This is a genomic window from Dyella sp. (assembly GCF_035277725.1).
Classification (GTDB): Bacteria; Pseudomonadota; Gammaproteobacteria; order Xanthomonadales; family Rhodanobacteraceae; genus Dyella_B.
On record NZ_DATEJY010000241.1, the window covers coordinates 1 to 18,433 of the forward strand.

Consider the following 18,433-nt stretch of genomic DNA (forward strand, 5'->3'; position numbering starts at 1 on the left):
TACGCCGCCACGTTCCAGCCACGCCAGTTCCGGCCCGATGAAATGAGGCGTGATCGGAATGTCGTAGCCGCCATAGCTATACAGAATGGTCGGCCGCTGACCGTTCGGCGTGATGCCGGGCATGCTCAACACGGTCACCGGAATCTTGGTGCCGTCCTTGGAGGTGCCGTCGATGCGATGCACGTCCACCTTGCTGTAATCAGCCGCCGGCTTCACTTCGAACACCGTGCGCAGGTTACCGCTTTTCGCATCGAGATCGGCCCAGCGCGCGGGCAGCGTCCAGCCGCCGTAAGTAATCAGTGCGTGATCCCGGCCTTGCTCGGCGGCGATGCCTTCGATGGTGATGTCATGCGCCGGCAGCGGTAGGCGGCGTACCAGTTTGTCTTGTGCGTCGTATTGTTCTGCCCATCCATCCGGGCCCCAGCTGCGCGTTACCAGAAAGCCATCGGCCATCGGCGCGATGGTCTGCATCGCGCCTTCGCGTTGTGCTACTGCGGTAGTGACCTTGCCTTGTGCATCGATCGCCAGCAGCTTGCCGCGCGGCGCATCGGCGAAGCTGGTCACCAGCAGACGCTGGCCTACCCACGCCGCATTGCGCACGTTGGCGTCGTGGCCTAGCACTTTCTTCCATTCGCTGCCTTGCCGCAGATATACCTCGGCAGAACCGCCATCGCCGATATTGGCGAGTACGGCGAGTTGCCTGGCACCCGGCGAGGTCAGCAGACGGTATTCGGCAACCTTCGAATAGCTCTTGCCGAACACCACCTCGTCAGCGTGCGAGGCTTGTCCAAGCACGTGATGCACCAAGGCTGCATCGAACTGGCGTACCTCCGTACCCGGCGGTGGCAACGGAAAGCGCACATAGACGAAACCGTGTTCATCGGCATCCCACGCAACATCTTGCGGCGTCGTGCCACCACCGGCATACGGCAACGCGTCGCTCAATACTTTGCCGGTGGCCACGTCGAGCACGTGCAGCGTGGTCAATTCACTGCCGCCTTCCGCCGTGCCGTAGGCCAGATAGCGACCCGTCGGCGATGGCCAATAACCGGTGATCGCGGTGTTGCCGTCGCCGGCGTTGAGATCCACCAGCACGCGTGCCTTGCCGTCCGGCCACGCTTGCGCCATCAGCTGTGGTTGCGGCTGGGGCGGTGTTTCCTGCATGTAGAACAGCGTGCCGCCGGCGAGCAGCGGCGAGGAACGCGTCGTGGAGGTGATGGCGAGCTGTTGCACGCGCTCAGTCATCGACTTGCCATCGGGCATTGCGGCGAGCACTGCTTCGGTGTGTTCGTTCTGCGCCTTGATCCAGGCTTGCACGGCAGGATCCTGTGCGTTTTCCAGCCAACGGTAGGGATCGTTGACGGTCACGCCATGCAAGGTGCTGGCGGCGGGGCGTGTCGGTGAAGCAGGCGGTCTGCTGTCGCCGCCATGAGCGGCCGCAGTGACGACAAACGCAAGGGCAGGCAGGCAACGCAGGAAAAGGGACATGCCTTGAGGTCCTGTGGCTGGATATGGAGCAGACCAGCCAGCCTATACCGTGCGCAGACCCGGGCGAAACGGGACCCATGGCGCTTGTCAGCGCGTCGCGCTTGGCTATGCTGGCCGATTTTCCGACCCGGAGTTCCATCCATGCGCCGACTGCTGCCTGCCGGTCTGATCGCCCTCGCCGTACTGCCCGTGGCAGCGCAAACCCCTTCGACGTCATCCAAGCTCGATCTGGAAACCATCATGGCCAATCCGGACTGGATGGGGCAGGCGGTCGAGAATCCGTATTGGAGTGTGGACGGCCGCAGTCTTTACTACAGCCTCAAGCGCGATGGCAGCACGGTGCATGATCTGTATCGCGTCGATCCTGCGGGCGGCAACAACACCAAGCTCGACGCTGCCGCCACCGCGCAGGCCGAAGGTCCTGCCGTGTACGATCGCGCGCATCGCCGTGCGGCTTACATCTTTCACGGTGACGTGTTCCTGGTCGACCTGAGCAACGGACGCCGCACGCAAGTCACGCGCAGCGCGTTGCCGGAATCCTCGCCGCGCTTTTCCGCCGATGGCCGCGTCCTGCAATTTCGCGAAAGCAACAACTGGTACGTCTACGACATCGCCAGCAGCATCACCTCGCCGGCCGCGGTATTGAAGTTCACCGACGATCCCAACGACAAGAAACCCGATGCGCTCGAACAGCAGCAACTCGCGCTGTTCAAGGATCTGCGCGAAAACAAGCAAGACAAAGACGCGCTGCACGCGAACGAACAAGCCTTGGCCGTCGCCGATCCCACGCGCGCGCCGCAGCCGTTCTATCTCGGCGACAAGGCGCAGCTGATGGATACCGAGCTGTCGCCCGATGGCCGCTGGATGCTGGTGCTGACTCAACCGGCACATCACGACGATGGCAAGGCGCCGGACGTGATCCATTACGTGACGAATTCCGGTTACACCGAAACCGAGGCGGCACGCCAATACGTTGGCCGCAACGATCCTGCGCCGCAATCGGTGTTGTTGCTTGATCTCAGTGCACACAAGTCCTATCCGCTGGCAACCGACAACCTGCCCGGCATCAAGGACGATCCGCTGAAAGCCATCCGCGCAAAAACCGTCGCTGCCTTGGAGAAAGCCGGCAAGGATGACGACGCCAAGGCGCTCAAGGCACCGGACGTGCGGCAGGTGATCATGTACACCATGGACAGCGGCACGGCCGGCATCGTGTGGAGCGACGATGGCCGTAATGCTGCGCTGGAATTTCTCGCCATCGACAACAAGGACCGCTGGATCGCCAGCGTCGACTTCGCGCATCACACGCTGGTGCCGCAGCATCGCCTGCACAACGATGCGTGGATCAACTGGGGCTTCAACGATTTCGGCTGGCTCAAGGACAACCGCACGTTGTGGTATCTGAGTGAAGAGAGCGGCTATTCGCAGCTTTACGTAAAACCGGTGGATGGTACGGCGAAGGCATTGACATCCGGCAAGTTCGAAGTGAGCCAGCCGCAGCTTTCCAACGACGGCAAATGGTTCTACCTGCGCACCAATAAAGTGGCGCCCTACAGCTACGACGTTTACCGCGTGCCCTCGAACGGCGGTGAGCTCGCTCGCGTCACGCAGTACGGCGGCATGGATCAGTTCACCTTGTCGCCCGACGACAAGCAGCTTGCCGTGCTGCATTCGTCGGCCTACGTGCTGCCGCAGCTTGCCGTGCAAAACGTCGAAGGCGGCACGCCGCGCGACCTTACCCACACCATGAAGCCCGCGTTCACCGCCTATCACTGGATCGAACCGAAGATCGTGGAAGTGCCGTCCTCGCACGGCGCCGGCGTGATCTATGCGAAGTACTACGGCCCAGCGAATGAAACCGATGCATCGGCGTCGCGTCCCGCCGTGCTGTTCGTGCACGGTGCCGGTTACCTGCAGGATGTCAAAGAAGCCGCCACCTACTACCAGCACGAACAGCTGTTCAACAATCTGCTGGTGCAGGAAGGCTACATGGTGCTGGACATGGATTACCGCGCATCCGAAGGCTACGGCAGTGCATGGCGCACGGCGATCTATCGCCAGATGGGCCATCCGGAACTGGAAGACCTGCTCGACGGCAAAGCCTGGCTGGTGAAAAACCACGGCGTCGATCCCAAGCGCGTCGGCATCTACGGCGGCAGCTATGGCGGCTTCATGACCGAGATGGCGCTATTGCGTGCACCGGGCGAATTCGCTGCAGGCGCCGCGCAACGTCCGCCGTCGGACTGGGTGACGTACAACGATCCGTACACCGCCGATATTCTCAACACGCCGCAGCTGGATCCGGAGGCATACAAGATCAGCTCGCCGATCACCTATGCAGAGAACCTGCGCGATCCGCTGCTGATCAATCATGGTTTGATCGACAACAACGTGATGGCCAGCGATTCGATCCGCCTGTATCAGCGCTTCATCGAATTGCACAAGAAGAACTTCTGGATCTCCCTGTATCCGCTGGAGCGGCATGAATTCGAGCACGCGGATGCGTGGTATGACGAGTACCGGCGGATCAATGAATTGTTCGAGACGTGGGTGAAGCCGGCGCCTGGCGCGTAGGTTGGGGTGCGAACCCCACCATCGCCATGCGTGCAAGATCGGGATGTTGGGGTTCGCACCCCAACCTACGCCGCTGGCCCGACTCGCCACCTTCATTCGTGCGCTGCAACGCGACGCGATCGTCGGGCGAAGCGCTGGCGAAGTCGCGCGATGCTTCGCCCGGTAAGGTAATCCGCGGCATCGGTGGCGTCATGCGTCCGGCGCTCAGCACTTCCAGCCGGCGGATGGCGATCTGGTGCCGCAGCATGCGGTGTTCGTGTCGGGTCATGCGGCTTATGCTTCATCCTGGCGGCCTGTGGCGATGTCGGACGCGGCGCGTTCGAGAATCGCTGCCACGCGTTGCGCTTCGGCCTTGTTCCAATCCGCACCGCGCATCAGCACGGCATGCTTGAGCTGGTGCATGGCCTTGCGCACCGACATCGGCAGCGACAGCTTGGCGATCAGGCGCGCGCTGTGCCGAGTGCGTTCGGTCATGGCGTCCACCGCGCTGCGATTGGCCTGCAGGTAAGCGCGGCCTTCGTCAGTGATGGCGTACAGCTTGCGCCCGCCCTGTTCGCTTTCCACCGAGGCGTAGCCGAGTTCTTCCAACATGGTCAGAGTGGGATAGATCGCGCCGGGGCTGGGCGAGTAGGCGCCGTGGAACATTTCCTCGATGGTGCGGATCAGCTCGTAGCCATGACGCGGTTGCTGCTCGATCAAGGCCAGCAGCAGCAGCTTCAGATCGCCATGGCCCAGCAGGCGTCCGCCGCCGCGCCGCCCGCCCCCTTGCAGATCACCCCACTCGCCGAACGCATCGCCGTGATGCCCGAACGGGCCGTGCCGGCCGCGGCGGCCGTGGAATTCGTAAGCCTCCTCGCCGTCGCCATAGGCCTCGCGCCAGCCCCGATGGCAATCGTCGTGATGGCGGTGCATGAAGCGGTGGAACAGGAAATGCCGATGCATGAGGTAACTCCGATATATCTAAATCGTGGCGAAAACGATATATCTAATTTGTATCGAAGTGCAAGCCCAGGCGGATGCCCCCTCAACGCCCCGGACTTTGTCGATTCCCTCCACCCCCGTTCGTCACTCACAGGTAGGGCCCTTATCCGGAGAAGCGACCATGACTCAAAACCCCACCCTCGTCCCCGCGGCCGAGCTGGTAAAGCGCAACAATGCCAGCCAGCCCAACGAAAGCGCGGACTACCGCCGTGCCCGCAACGAACTGCTGCGCGAGGAAATCGAGCTGCGCCGCCAGATCGAACGCGTCGCCCAACTGCGCCGAGGGTTGCCACCCGGCGGCGAAGTGATCGGCGACTACCGTTTCGAAGGCGAAAACGGCCCGACAGATTTTGCGGGCCTGTTCGGCGACAAGCAGACCCTGGTCGTCTACAGCTACATGTTCGGCCCGCAGCGCGAACGGCCATGCCCGATGTGCACGTCGCTGCTGAGTGCATGGGAAGGCGAAGCGCGCGACATGGAACAGCGCATCGCGCTGGCGGTCATCGCACGTTCGCCGCTGGATCGGCTCCTCGCGTTCAAGCGCGAACGCGGCTGGCGGAATCTCAAGCTGTTTTCGGACCTCAACGGCAACTTCACCCGCGACTATCACGGCATTGCCGACGACGGCAGCGACATGCCGGCGCTCAACGTGTTTACGCGGCGCGACGGCACCGTGCGTTTGTTCTGGGCCGGCGAAATGGGGTTTGACACTTCCGATCCCGGACAGGACCCACGCGGCGCGCCCGATCCGATGCCGATCTGGACCGTGCTCGACATGACGCCAGAAGGGCGCGGCACCGATTGGTATCCGAAGCTCGATTACTCCGCGTAGCAGGCACCGTAGGCTGGGATTCCCAGCATCGCCATCCAAAAAAAGCGGCTGGGATTTCGTCCCAGCCTACGCAGCGCTTCGCGCGCGAATGCCACGTAAGGCCAGCACGGCGGCCAGCACCAGCATGACTAGCGCAATCCACGCGGATCGATGCAAGCCACGCACAACCATGTCGTTGCTATTGCCCGCCAGCGATCCGAACAGGGCCACGCCAATCGCTCCAGCTGCCTGGCGCGCCGCATTCAACACCCCCGAAGCGGTACCCGACGCGTGCTTCTCCACTGCGGAAAGCACCGTCGTGGTCATCGCCGGTACGCCCAGGCCCATGCCGCTCGGCAGCAACGCGAACGCGGGAAGCATCAGCAGATAAGGGCTGCCTGCATCCAGCAGCAAAAGCAGCCCAAAACCGGCGGCATCAATCAGTGCGCCCAGCACCATCGGCAGGCGCGCGCCCGCGCGGCCAACCAGCCAACCACTGAAGATATTCACGCCAAAAAAGGTCGCCGTCAGCGGCAAATAGGCCAGCCCGGTACGCAAGGCGCTGTAACCGTGCACGCGCTGCAAATACAAACTGAGCAAAAACACGATGCCGTAATAGGTGAGGTTGACGATCACCCCATACGCCACTGCCACGCTGAAACCCGGCGCCTTGAAGAAACGCAACGGCAACATCGGCGCCGCGCTGCGCGATTGTGCCCACACGAACAACGGTGCGGTCACCAAGGCCACGCCCGCGCAGGCGAGCACCCATGGATGTGTCCAGCCGAGCGGCTTGGCTTCGATCACCATCATCGTCAAACCGGTCAGCGCGAGAATCGCCAGCACCTGTCCACGCAGGTCGAAACGTCCCTCGTGCGCCTTGCGCTCGGTTTCCGGTACGCGCCAGGTCAGCCATGCACCCACCACGCAGATCGGCACGTTGACGAAAAAGATGCTGCGCCAGCTGGTTACGCTCATCAGCAAGCCGCCGATGATCGGGCCGGCCGCAATGGCGATCGCGCCCGAAGCGGTCCACCAGCCGACGGCACGCGCACGCAGCGCATGCTCATGCGCGGTGGCGTGGCTGAGCAAGGCCAGCGAACACGGCAGCATTGCTGCGGCGCCCACACCTTGCAGCGTGCGCCCGGCAATCAGCATGGGTGCATCGCTCGAGCAACCGCAAAACACCGATGCAAGCGCAAACAGCAGCATGCCGCCGAGATACACCCGGCGCGCACCCAGGCGATCGCCGAAATAGCCCATGCTGAGCAGCAGCACCGCAAACGCCAGTGCGTAAGCATCCACTACCCATTGCAGGCCGGCGACGCCCGAATGCAGATCGCCCGCAATGCGTGGCAGCGCCACATTGACGATGGTGACGTCCAATTGCACCAACGCAAAGCCGAAGCTGGCTGCGGTGGTGACGCGTGCGATGCTGTGGGAGGAACGCTGCTGATCCATGCCGGTGACAAGAGGTGAAGCGGCGACGGGCCAACCTTATGGCATGGCAAGCATGGATGTTTCGTGGAAGGGCGAAATATCCGTTTTATGTTCATGCTGCGAAGAGATTTCCCTCTCCCGCTTGGCAGGAGAGGGAAGCTCTGTGCTCAGCTACTACGGTGCGTTAACGAACGCCTTCCATGCGCTCAACAGATTGCCAGCATTCACCGAACCCAATCCATTGGCGAAACTCCAACCGGGCTGTGCGCTGAAGGCCGCCGTATTGCTGTTGTAATTGGAGGTGCTGGCGGACGTCAGCCCGACCAGCGTGGGTCCATAAAACTGCTGGAAGTTCTGGATGGTGCCGTAGAAATAGCAATCAGGCGTGGTTTCCGCGAACGCCGCCACCTGCACGCATTGCGTGGAATTGCCGCCGGTGGTGACGTTATAGAACACACACTTGCCGGTCCCGTTGGTGCCGTTGCTGGCGTTGCACTTGGCCAGCGTGCCCGGCGCGGAACCGGTTGGGCCGCCGTACTCATGCCGCGCCAGTTCGTACAAGGTCGGCGCGGCATTGCCCTGGTTCTTCGACAGTCCAGCGTTGGACAAGCCCTGGTCGATCAATGCCTGGATACCCGCGAACATCGGCGACGACAGCGAGGTGCCGCCCACCAATTCCACCGGCGAGGTGAAGTTGGCCGTGCACGGATAAAAGCCGGTGCACAAAATCACCCACGAATACCCGCCATACGAACCTGCGAACAGCGATACATCCGGCAGATCGCGCGACTGGTCTTTTGCCGCGCCACGCACGATGCGCTGCCACGAAGGCTTGGCATCGACCGACGACGGGCCGCCGCTGCCGCTCTCGGAGGTCACGTAGTAGCCGTACGGATCGTAGATCAGTGCGTTCTTGCAGAACTGCAGTGCGGAAACATGCGCCAGCTTGCTCGCAGCCAGCGTATTGCCGCACGACTGATTCCAGGTCAGCTCCGGCACATACGATTTCGCCGAGCCATACACCGGATTGAGCGTGCTGTTGAAGTACTTGCTGGTGGTGCCATCGAGCACATCGGCGGTATCCGTGCCGCCCACGGCCGTATCGTTCGGCGAGGTGGCGAACGAATTGGCGTCGATCGCGGGAACACCGTTGATGATGCTGCCGTTGAAGCTCGGGTTGGAGCCGGAATCGCCGCTGGATACGAACACCGAAATACCTTCGGCATCGCCCTGTGCCCACATCAAGTCGATCGCGGCCTTGCTGGCAGCGTCGGTGAAGCCTTCGCCATAACCATAGCTCGCACTGATCACATTGGGCCGGCCGGCCGGATTGGTGTTGTTGATCAGGTTGTCCGCCGCCGTGAATACGCCGCCGAAGAAGTTGGTGGTGTCCGAATCTGCACAGGTGGCCACCCAGATATTCGCGCCGGGTGCGATGGCGGTGGAGTACTCCGAATCCAGCACTGTCTCGATGCTTTCGCCACCCGGCGAGTTGCCGCCCGGGTCGGTGCAGTTTCCGGTGGACGGCGTCAATTGCGGCTGGAACTGGCTGAAGGTGCCGCCATAGCTGCCCAGGCCGAACTGGCTGACGAAGTTGGACCAGTCGGGGCTATACATATCCTGATCTTCCACCACGGCAATGCTGATGCCGGCACCGGTGAGGCCGCCGGCATACAAGCTGCTGGTGTTGTAGATCGTCTGCATGTCGAACGGCACGAAGCCGCGCACGCCACCGGTGAAATTCACCGCCGAATGGCCGGGCGTTCCAGCCTGCGATGAAGCCGGTTGGGTGATCTTGAAATTGCCCTTGCCGCGATCGAACTGCGCCACCTGCGGCGCCACGTGCAAAGGTTGCGGGCGGAAGTCGTTCAAGCCCGCCACGCCCACCACCACCTCATGCAGCGCAGCCGGCACGCTGATGTCGCTCGCGTTGGCGACATGGTTGACGTGATTGACGATGTAGCGGTTTTCCTGTGTGTGGAACGCCTGCCGCACCAGACCTGCCGTGCCGCTGAAATCGATCTGCAGCTTGTTCGGATATACGCCGTTGACGGTGAAGCCTTGCGAGATCAGCCATGAGGCCGCTGCGGCAATATCGGCATCGACCACACCGAAATGTGCGCCGAATTCTTCCGGTGTCAGCCACTGATGGAATTTGGCGGACGCCGGATCATGCTGTGCGGCGATCAGCGATGCCAGCGCGGACGAACGCAGCGCACTCGGGCGCAGAATCAGCTGCATATGGTTCATCGCCATCGCATCGTCCACATGACCGGCGAGGGTGGATCGTTCAACGAGCGACAGATGCGTGTTGGCCAGTGCGGCGACTACGCGGTTGTTCACGGCTTGGGTCACACGTGGCGCTTCGGCCGTATTCACGCCGGCCAAGGCCGGATTGGCGGTGGCGGCCTGGGCGATCAACGGTAACGTTGCGAGTGCGGCGGCCATGGGCAGCGCCATCATCACATGCTTGGTTTTCACATCGTTTCTCCCTAGGGCATAAAGAAAAAAGGTCCCCCCTGTGATGAAACGGGCACACCATGCATCGTCGTGATTGCCTCTCTCGAGAAAGGTTGCGAAAAGCCATCCGGCCGCGACGCGGGTTCGACGCAGCCACAGCGGCTGCGGTCGCGATGACTCGCCTGAAGTTGATCGGCATGTTTCCCAACTGAACTCCCCGACTGGAACGCCGGGGTTTTGATCGTGCGCGCCGCGCACAAACACGTCCAGTACTTCGGAAAAAATAGTTGTTACATGCGGTTTACACTTCCCAACACGTAGAAAGTGGTTTCACGCGTCATGTTGAAATTTTTAACTGCGCGTCGAAGCCGAATGCGGTTCGCGCCCCGCATCATCCGGGGCTTGTGCGGCCGCCACCAACTGATTCCTGCCTTGCGCCTTGGCTTGATACAACGCTTCATCGGCGGCGTTGAGCAGGTCCAGCCAGGTGATCACCACGGCATTGCCCTTGGCGACACCAAAACTGGCCGTGACAGCCAGCGTCGAGACACCTGGCACGGAGATGCCGTCGCTGGAAATCGCGCGGCGAATGGCTTCGGCCAGCTGGCACAATTCTTCCATCGACAAGCCATTCGTCAGCACCGCGAATTCTTCGCCGCCATAGCGGAACGCCATGTGCGGATCCTGCACCAGGTGCCGGATGCGTCCGGCCACTTCGCGCAACACCAGGTCGCCGACGATGTGCCCGTGTTCGTCATTGATCGGCTTGAAGTAATCCACGTCCATCAGGATCAGGCCGCGGCCTCTGGAAAGGCGCACCGGTTCGGCCGAAAGATCGCCAGTGATTTCTTCCAGCGCATGCCGGTTGAGCAGGCCGGTGAGCGCATCGGTATGCGCTTGCCGGCGCAATGCCGTGCTGAGTTCGTCGCGTTCGATCGACAACTGCATGCTTCGCATGTGCTGCTGGCGCAATATGTCGATGGCATCGTGCAGCGCGCGTGCTTCCACACTGTTGCCGGCGCGCGGTGCGCGCCGCAAGTCGCCGCTGGCCAGCGCGACGATCTCGTTCTTGGCCAGCAACAAGGGCCGTATCACCAGGTTTTCCGCCGCGCGCAGCATGGCCAGCAAAAACAGACAGAACGCCAGCAGGAAGGCGCCGATCAGCATCATGTGCCTGCCCTCGGCGTGCTGATTGTCGTTGACCTGCATGATGGCGCGCTGCATGAAGCGGTCTTCCAGTCGTTCCAGTGCAACCAGGTCGGGAAGCACCTCACTGGTGAACGCCGCGGCGCGAACGCCGTAGTCGGTTCCTGGCTGCGCCATCAAGGTATCGACTAAGGACAGCGTATGCCCGAAGAAATCGTGTTCCACCTGCGCGCGCCTGCTGCCGATGTCGTCGTTGTCGGCGGTCTTTTCCGTCATCAGCGCCGGCATCAGGCGATGCAGTTCATCGATGCGGCCCCGCAGCCTGGCCATGGCGACACGCCGTGCTGCATCGATCGGTTGCGGCGTCGACAAGGGCACCACCAGCATCGAACCAAGCCGGCCGCCGTATTCGCGCAGATCGCTCAGGATGCGCGCCATCTGCATGATGCCGGTCTGGTCCGGCGCCAGCGCCACCGCTTCGTTGTAGAAATCGTTGATCAGCGGATCGAGCTGGTTGCGGGCATCGATCAGCTTGTCGATGGCGGTTTGCAGATCCTGCGGCGACCGTTCGGCTGGCGCGTTGCGGGCGAGTGCGTCATAGGCAACGCGCGCCTGCGCCAGCGACGTTCTGGCGTGCGCAAGCTGCGGCACCTTTCCGTTTGCCTGGGGTTGCGCGCGTATCAGCTGGTCGAGCTGCGCTAGCGCGGCATCGGTGTGCTGGCGCGCTGCGGCCACTTCCACCCGAGTGGCGGCGTAAATCGGAGCGGCGTGGGGATCCAGGCTAAGCAGGATATTGGAGGGTGCGCGCTCGGCCGAGATCGCGTTGCCGGCCTTCAATGCCTGATCGTAAGACGTCAGCGCATGCAGGTTTTGCGCGCTTTGCCGGTAACCCTGTGCATAGCCGGTAAAGACATAGGCAGAAACGCCCGCAGCCACCGCCAGCAAAAGCGCCGCCCCCACTCTTAGCTGTGCCTGAAGCTGCATTGATACCTGTTCCGCACCACGGTCTGCCCATCGGCCGCTCAGCCATACCCCAGGCACCCCGGCAGTAGCGCCGGGGGATGCGCCCATGATGACTGGAAGACGGCTGAGAAATCACTGAATTCCGCTCTAGGCAAAAGCCGGGGGAGCCGGGTGCCTTATCGGCAGGCGGTGCGGAAACCGGAGTCCAAAAACTACATAGGCTGGGATGACAATCCCAGCACCGGAAACGACGGGAAGCCGGGATTGCCATCCCAGCCCAAGGCGCTGCTGCAAGCCCTCAATCGATACCGCGCCAACGCGCCACCAGGCCGACCGAGGCAATCAATGCATTCGACAGCAAGCGCATATCCGCCGGCATATGCCGCCGCCGCACATCCAGCAGCAACGCCGCGCGCATCTCGTCGCTGTGATTCCACACCTCGTGCGGATACGTGTCATCCCACAGCAGATGCTCGCCGTTGCCGATGCGGTGTTCCTGATCGTCGAGCGACAGCACCGCGGCGGGCCGGCCTTGCGCATCCACCGGCACGGACAGCCCGAGCTGGTAACGCAACACGCCGCGAAAGGGGCCGCGATGCCGTGGAATGTGCTTGCGCGGGGCCAGGAATGACAGCGTAGCCGACAGCACGTCCGGCGTGCTGGCAATCAACTGCGCCAGCGTGGGGCAGGCGGCCAGGTGTTTGTCGATGTCGGCGCCGTATACCTTCAGGATGTACACCCGCCAATCCTTGCCGTCATTGGCTGAAATCGGCCTCTGCGCCGGCATCACTTCATGAAAGCGCGGAATGGCTTGCATGCGCGCGGCCACCGCAAGCGCTTCGTCGCGAATCGCGTGCCATGCCTTTGCGAAGCGCACGGCATCGGGGAAATAGATGCCCGCGTCGAGCACCGGCGGCGTGTCGATGCGCGCATCGTACAGGCGGCGTATCGTGTTGGCTGACAGGTCGTACAACACGCTCATACGTTGTGATGCCTTGTCGCGTGAATGCCATGCGCCACGCATGCTCCTGTTTCCCGTAGCGGCGCGGCGTGAAGGCTAATAGGCCGACATAACGGGCGACACCTGTGCTTGTTGACCCACCATGGCGCCTCCTGCACACGCAAAAGTTTGCGTCCCCGGGCGATGCACATCGCCGAGCAGTGTTATCGTCGGCTGTCGCTTCGAGCTACGGCATGGCCATGGACGCAACGAATCGTATTTCCGCAAGCTTTCGCGCAGGCGCCGCCCGCCCGCCGCTGACACGCACGCTGGTGGAAGCGGTGACCGCCTTGCTGGCGTCCATCGCAACTTTGTTATGTGTATTGGCCATCAGCCCGGAATCCGGCTCCGGCGTGCTCGCCGTCGTGCTGTGCCTGTCGCTCTCGCGCAGCCAGCTGGACCGGGATCGCCGTGGCCGCATCGAAGCGTTCTTCGTGCTGCCCGCGGTGGGCCTTGCCGCGGCGGGCATCGGCATACTGCTGTTTCGTTTTCCCATCGTGGGTGCGACGGTTTTCACGACCGGCATGTTCGTGTCGATCTGGTTGCGGCGGTTCGGTCCCATGGCGCGCCGCGTCGGTTCACTGATCGCATTGCCATTCGTCACGTTGCTGACGGTGCCTTACCTGCCGCCGCGGCATCATGGACTTGTTCCGCCGGTCTTGATGCCGATCCTGATCGCGCTGCTGGCCTTGTTCTGGGTCAACGTGGTGCATGTGCTCGCGCAAGCGCTGCGCTTGCTGAAGCCGGTCACGCTGCAAGCCGTGGCGCATCCCGCTGCACCGGCGGAAAGCTCGCTGCGTCCCATTGCATCCACGCGCATGGCGATCCAGATGGCGCTGGCGCTCGCCTTGGCGTTCGCCATCGGCTACCTGGCGTTTCCGCAACATTGGGCCTGGGTGGTGCTGACCGCCTTTATCGTCAACAGCGGCAATCGCGGCCGCCTGGATGTCGCGCACAAAAGCGTGCAGCGCGTGCTCGGCGCGGCAGCGGGCACCATGGTTGCCGGGTTGGTCAGCACGCATCTGGACATCGATCGCCATGCCATGGTCGTGGTGATGCTGGCGGCGGTCTTTCTCGGCATGTGGCTGCGGCCGATCAGCTACGGCTGGTGGGCGTTGTTCGTCACCGTGGTGCTGGCGCTGTTGCAGGATTTCGTCGGCGTTCCCGCATCGCACGTGCTGTGGTCGCGCCTGGAAGAAATCGCCGTGGGTGCCGTTATCGGCGTGGCGGTGGCATGGTTTGTTCTGCCAGTGCGTTCGACTGCCATATTGCGCAGGCGCATCGCCGATGCCTTGGCTGCCCTTGCTACAGCCTTGGATCGGCAGCAACCCACGCGTGCACCGGGCGCGTTTTTCACCGCGCTGCACGCTGTCGAACAAATTGCGCCAGCATTCCGCGCCAGCCGCCATGTTGCGCGTTATGTTCGAAAGGACCGGCCAGCCGAATGGATCGACCTGCTACTTGCTTGCCGCGAGCCAGGCGGAAGGTTGATCGAACAAGGCAACGCACCGGCGAGCGTGTATCAAGCACTGGGCCACGCGCGTCGATCGATGCGCGAACCGGCAACGATTCTGCCGGCGTTGCAGCAACTGCAGGCGAGCCTTCAGCAAGCAGGTTCTGAATAACGCACGACATATACGTTGATGCCGGGGTTCGCGTGCGCTCACCCCGACCTACGCGAAATCAAAGCCTGTCGTGACCGAAACGCCGTAAAGCTGATGGCCGCCAGCAACCAGGCGCCAAGTCCGCCATACAGCATCACATGGCCAAACCCGTCCGCCAGCGCTTCGCGCACGACCACATCGGCATGCGGCACGGCGAACGATTGCAGGCTTTGCGCAACGGCGAAGAGATTGCCTGACGCAATCTTCTCCGCAAATGCGCGTTGTGCGATGTCGTTGATGCCGGCAGGAAGCGCTCGCCGCAAATGGACAAGAACGCCTTCCAGCAGAATAAAACCCATCATCGCGATATTGATGGCAAGCGTGATCAGGCGTGCGCTGATGTCGATGCCAGAAGCCATGCCCGCGCGTGCGGCCGGCACCGAGCCAGTAGTGGTGTTGGTGGTTGGCGTGTTGGTCAAACCGAGACCCACGCCGGCGAGCAGGCATCCCGGCAGCATGCTCAACCAGCTCGCATACGGCAGGCGGCTGCCATAGGCCATCAACAGGAAGCCGAAGCCGATGATGAACATGCCGGCAGGAATCACGGCGCGCGGCTGGTAGCGCAGTGCCAGGCGTTCAGCCAGTGGCGGTATTACCAATGTCGGCAGCGTGTACATCAGCAGCGATAGTCCGGCAGTGATCACGCCGTAACCCAGCACACACTGAAAGTAGATCGGCAGATAGATCACGAACGGCCAGAAGCTGAAGTTCATACCGATGGAACCGCAAATGGCGCCGGAAAAATTGCGAATGCGGAACACGGAGAAATCGAACATCGGATGGCTGTGCCGTTTCTCCGCCAACACGAACAGCGCAAAGCACACGAGCGACGCCGCCAGTATGCCGATCGCTGCAGCACTGCCAAAGCCCAGCACCGGCCCTTGGATGATGAAACAGGTCAGGCAGAACACTGCCGCCGACAGCGTCACGATCCCCCACACGTCCAGCCGTTCCGCCTGCGGATCGCGCGATTCGCGCACGCTGATCCGGGCAAGCGCGAGCGTCACCACCGTCAGCGGCACGTGCACCAGAAAGACCCAGCGCCAGTTCGCCAGCGACGTGATTGAGCCGCCGATGATCGGCCCGAATCCCAGCCCAAGGCCGAACACCACGCCCCACACGCCAAACGCAATGCTCCGCTCGCGTCCTTCGCGAAACTGATGCGAGAGGATCGCGATCAGGCAGATCAGCATCGCACCACCGCCCAGGCCCTGCAAAAAGCGGCCAACGATCAACAGCGGCGCATCGGGCGCCACGCCGCACATCAGTGACGTGATGCCAAACAGCAGCAGGCTGATCAGGAAGACACGCCGCCGCCCGTAGCGATCCGCCAGCGTGCCGGCCGCCATCAGCACCGTGGTGCAGGCAAGCGTGTAGGCGTTCTCGATCCATTCCAGGTCGCGGAAATGCGCCTGCAAGATCTGCTGCAGCGTGGGCAGGATCACCGGCACGCTGGAAATTTCCAGGCCGGACATCAAAGCGGCCAAACACACGGCAGCCAGCGCCATCACGCTCTTGCCGGAAAAAGTCGCATCGGTACACGCAACGTGGGCGTCCATAACAGCTATCGATGGGAGGGGATTGCCATTCTGGGCAGGGCGGTTTCATGATGGAAATGAATTGATTTTGTGCAACTCATTAATTCCCGTCATGGACACACGACCATGCATCTCGATCCCACGCTGTTGCGCGCCTTCGTCGCGGTGAAAGAAGCCGGCGGCTTCACCCGCGCCGCCGAACGGCTGCATCTCACGCAATCGGCGGTCAGCCATCAGATCCGCCGCCTGGAAGAACAACTGGGCCGGCCGCTGCTTCATCGCACGACGCGCCGGCTGACGCTCACCGAAGATGGCGAGGATCTACTGCGTTACGCGCAACAGATCCTGCAAGGATTCGACGCACTGTCGCGGCGCTTCACGCCCTCGCCAGTATCGGGCGTGGTGCGCTTCGGCGTGCCGGAAACCTTCATGGGCGAGCGCATGCCATCGCTGCTATGCCAATTCGCGCGCAGCTATCCGGCGGTGCGTCTGGACGTGAGCGTTACCAGCATGCTTGATCTGCGCGCGATGATCGAGGCGGGCGATCTCGACCTTGCAATCGTGATTTCCGAGCAGAAGCACGCCGATGAAGCGCTGTTGCGCCGCACGCGCCTGGTGTGGGTGGCGGCGGAACATTTCCATCTGCCCGGTCACTCGCTGCCGTTGGCGTTCATGCCGCCTACCTGCATCTATCGCAACGTTGCGGTGCGCGCGCTGAGCGATACCGCGATCGATTGGCACATCATCTTCAGTTCGCCCGGTTGGCTCGGTATTCGCGCTGCGGTACTGGCGGGGCTGGCGGCCACGGTGATCACGCGTGACGAACTGGAACCCGGCATGAAAATCATCGACGAGGAATACGGCTTGCCGCCGCTGCCAGCGGTGGGGTTTTCATTGCTTTGCGGCGCGGGCGGCCACACGCCGGCAGCGCGCGAGTTCGGCCGATTGGTGCTCAACATGGCAGAGCTGCCGCCGCACGCATCGACCGGACGCCGCAAGGTTGGATGATTCGTAGGTTGGGGTGAGGCACAGCCGAACCCCGACATGGCGTGATGCATGGACGTTGATGCCGGGGTTCGCGTGCCGCTTGCCCCGACCTACGTGGTCATCGTAGACAAATTACGCCAAGCGCCAATCACAAGTTCGAAATCATCACGCGATTGCGCCCCGCGCGCTTGGCTTCATACAACGCGGCATCCGCGCGGCGGCGTGCGGGCATCATGTCCGGCTCGCTGGGATCGGCGATGGCGGCGCCGATGGAGACGGTCAGCGCGTATGACTGGCCGGCGATATGGAACGATGTGCGCTCGACCGCGCTACGAATGCGCTCGGCCAGCGCCAGCAAACCCGCTTCCTTCACGGAGGGCGACAGCACCAGAAATTCTTCGCCACCGACGCGGCCGACCAGATCGCCCACGCGCAGCATGCGGCGGATGTTGTAGACCAATTCGAGCAGCACGCGATCGCCGTCGTCGTGGCCGAAGCGGTCGTTGATGCTCTTGAAATGATCGGCATCGATCAGCAACACGCCGATCGGTTCCTTTCGGGTGCGCGCACGCGCGAGCAGGTCTTCGGAGGCTTCCAGCAACCCCAGGCGATTGGTGACGCCGGTGAGCGGATCGATGCGTGCCAGATCATGCAATTCACGCTGCAGGATTTCGTTGTACAGCAGTAGAAACCCCACGCTGGCCATCAGCGGCTGCAGGCCGAACAGGAACACATACACCACGTTCACCGCGGTAGGTGTGCCGATGCCTTGCGGCGCCGACGATAGCAGCCACAGCGATGCGTTGCGCCATACCAACAGCGCAATGGCCAGCACGTATGCCCAAAGCAACAGGTACTGCGCACGCGCATCGTGTTTCGGCCGATCGCTCCATAGTGCAGAAATATTGAGTGTCGCCATGGCAATCAGAAAGACTGAACCCCACAGCACACGCAAGCGATAATCCGGATGCACGGCGGCGAGATAAGTGGCGCCCAACCAGGCGACCACGCCCAAGGCGATCGCCGCGCGCCAGCGCAGCTTGCGTTGCAGCACCATGCGCAACGCTACGATCGTCAATGCCTGCGCACTCAGGTTGAACGTGTTGCCGACCAGCAGCACGGTCAGCGGCGAAAGCTTGAAATCGAACGCCAGTATGAAGTCGCCACAGGCTTCGATCAGCAACGACAGCGCGCGCAGGCGCAGGCCCTGCACGGCATGGTTGCTGCCGATGCGCGTGCCGAACCACAGCATCAGCGCAAGCAGCAAGGCGTTGCCGCCGTTGATCAGCGATAGTGTCTCGACATTCAAATGCATCGCAGAATCCCGCCACCAAGCTTTGCCCCTGCACGTTCCGTGCAACCCATGGCAGCGCCGAAGCGC

At 62.5% G+C, this 18,433-nt stretch carries 13 protein-coding genes; 4 read left to right on the plus strand and 9 right to left on the minus strand.

Annotation, left to right across the window (positions count from 1 at the left end):
* Positions 1-1,488 (minus strand): S9 family peptidase (locus tag VJR68_RS19740; protein ID WP_324150422.1); only part of this gene is annotated, 1,488 nt, incomplete at its 3' end.
* Between the two features lie 141 nt (positions 1,489-1,629).
* On the opposite strand from VJR68_RS19740, the gene VJR68_RS19745 reads away from it, so the two are divergent.
* A complete protein-coding gene (locus VJR68_RS19745; RefSeq protein WP_324150423.1) occupies positions 1,630-4,062 on the plus strand; it encodes a S9 family peptidase in 2,433 nt (810 codons plus the stop codon).
* On the opposite strand, the gene VJR68_RS19750 is transcribed toward VJR68_RS19745, so the two are convergent.
* A complete protein-coding gene (locus tag VJR68_RS19750) occupies positions 4,016-4,330 on the minus strand; it encodes a hypothetical protein (RefSeq protein ID WP_324150424.1) in 315 nt (104 codons plus the stop codon). The genes VJR68_RS19745 and VJR68_RS19750 overlap by 47 nt on opposite strands.
* Positions 4,331-4,335: 5 nt before the next feature.
* Complete coding sequence (locus VJR68_RS19755; RefSeq protein ID WP_324150425.1) at positions 4,336-5,004, minus strand: PadR family transcriptional regulator; 669 nt, start codon at positions 5,002-5,004, stop codon at positions 4,336-4,338.
* Between the two features lie 160 nt (positions 5,005-5,164).
* Here VJR68_RS19755 and VJR68_RS19760 point away from each other — a divergent pair, with 160 nt between their 5' ends.
* Entirely contained in the window at positions 5,165-5,875 is a 711-nt protein-coding gene (locus VJR68_RS19760) for a DUF899 family protein (RefSeq protein WP_324150426.1), read from the plus strand.
* A gap of 66 nt (positions 5,876-5,941) precedes the next feature.
* Here VJR68_RS19760 and VJR68_RS19765 read toward each other — a convergent pair whose 3' ends face one another.
* The 4 genes from VJR68_RS19765 to VJR68_RS19780 form a co-directional block, all read right to left on the minus strand.
* Complete coding sequence (locus VJR68_RS19765) at positions 5,942-7,315, minus strand: MFS transporter (RefSeq protein ID WP_324150428.1); 1,374 nt, start codon at positions 7,313-7,315, stop codon at positions 5,942-5,944.
* Between the two features lie 153 nt (positions 7,316-7,468).
* Entirely contained in the window at positions 7,469-9,775 is a 2,307-nt protein-coding gene (locus VJR68_RS19770) for a S53 family peptidase (RefSeq protein WP_324150429.1), read from the minus strand.
* Between the two features lie 330 nt (positions 9,776-10,105).
* Complete coding sequence (locus tag VJR68_RS19775; protein WP_324150430.1) at positions 10,106-11,884, minus strand: GGDEF domain-containing protein; 1,779 nt, start codon at positions 11,882-11,884, stop codon at positions 10,106-10,108.
* Between the two features lie 277 nt (positions 11,885-12,161).
* On the minus strand, positions 12,162-12,845 hold the full coding sequence (locus tag VJR68_RS19780; RefSeq protein ID WP_324150432.1) for an aspartyl/asparaginyl beta-hydroxylase domain-containing protein: 684 nt from the start codon (positions 12,843-12,845) through the stop codon (positions 12,162-12,164).
* Between the two features lie 218 nt (positions 12,846-13,063).
* On the opposite strand from VJR68_RS19780, the gene VJR68_RS19785 reads away from it, so the two are divergent.
* Entirely contained in the window at positions 13,064-14,488 is a 1,425-nt protein-coding gene (locus VJR68_RS19785; RefSeq protein ID WP_324150433.1) for an FUSC family protein, read from the plus strand.
* Between the two features lie 38 nt (positions 14,489-14,526).
* Here VJR68_RS19785 and VJR68_RS19790 read toward each other — a convergent pair whose 3' ends face one another.
* Positions 14,527-16,086, minus strand: coding sequence for an MFS transporter (locus VJR68_RS19790; protein ID WP_324150434.1), 1,560 nt, complete (start codon positions 16,084-16,086; stop codon positions 14,527-14,529).
* Between the two features lie 105 nt (positions 16,087-16,191).
* On the opposite strand from VJR68_RS19790, the gene VJR68_RS19795 reads away from it, so the two are divergent.
* Entirely contained in the window at positions 16,192-17,073 is an 882-nt protein-coding gene (locus tag VJR68_RS19795; RefSeq protein ID WP_324150436.1) for a LysR family transcriptional regulator, read from the plus strand.
* Positions 17,074-17,200: 127 nt separating this feature from the next.
* On the opposite strand, the gene VJR68_RS19800 is transcribed toward VJR68_RS19795, so the two are convergent.
* A complete protein-coding gene (locus VJR68_RS19800; protein WP_324150437.1) occupies positions 17,201-18,367 on the minus strand; it encodes a diguanylate cyclase in 1,167 nt (388 codons plus the stop codon).
* Positions 18,368-18,433 lie beyond the last annotated feature (66 nt).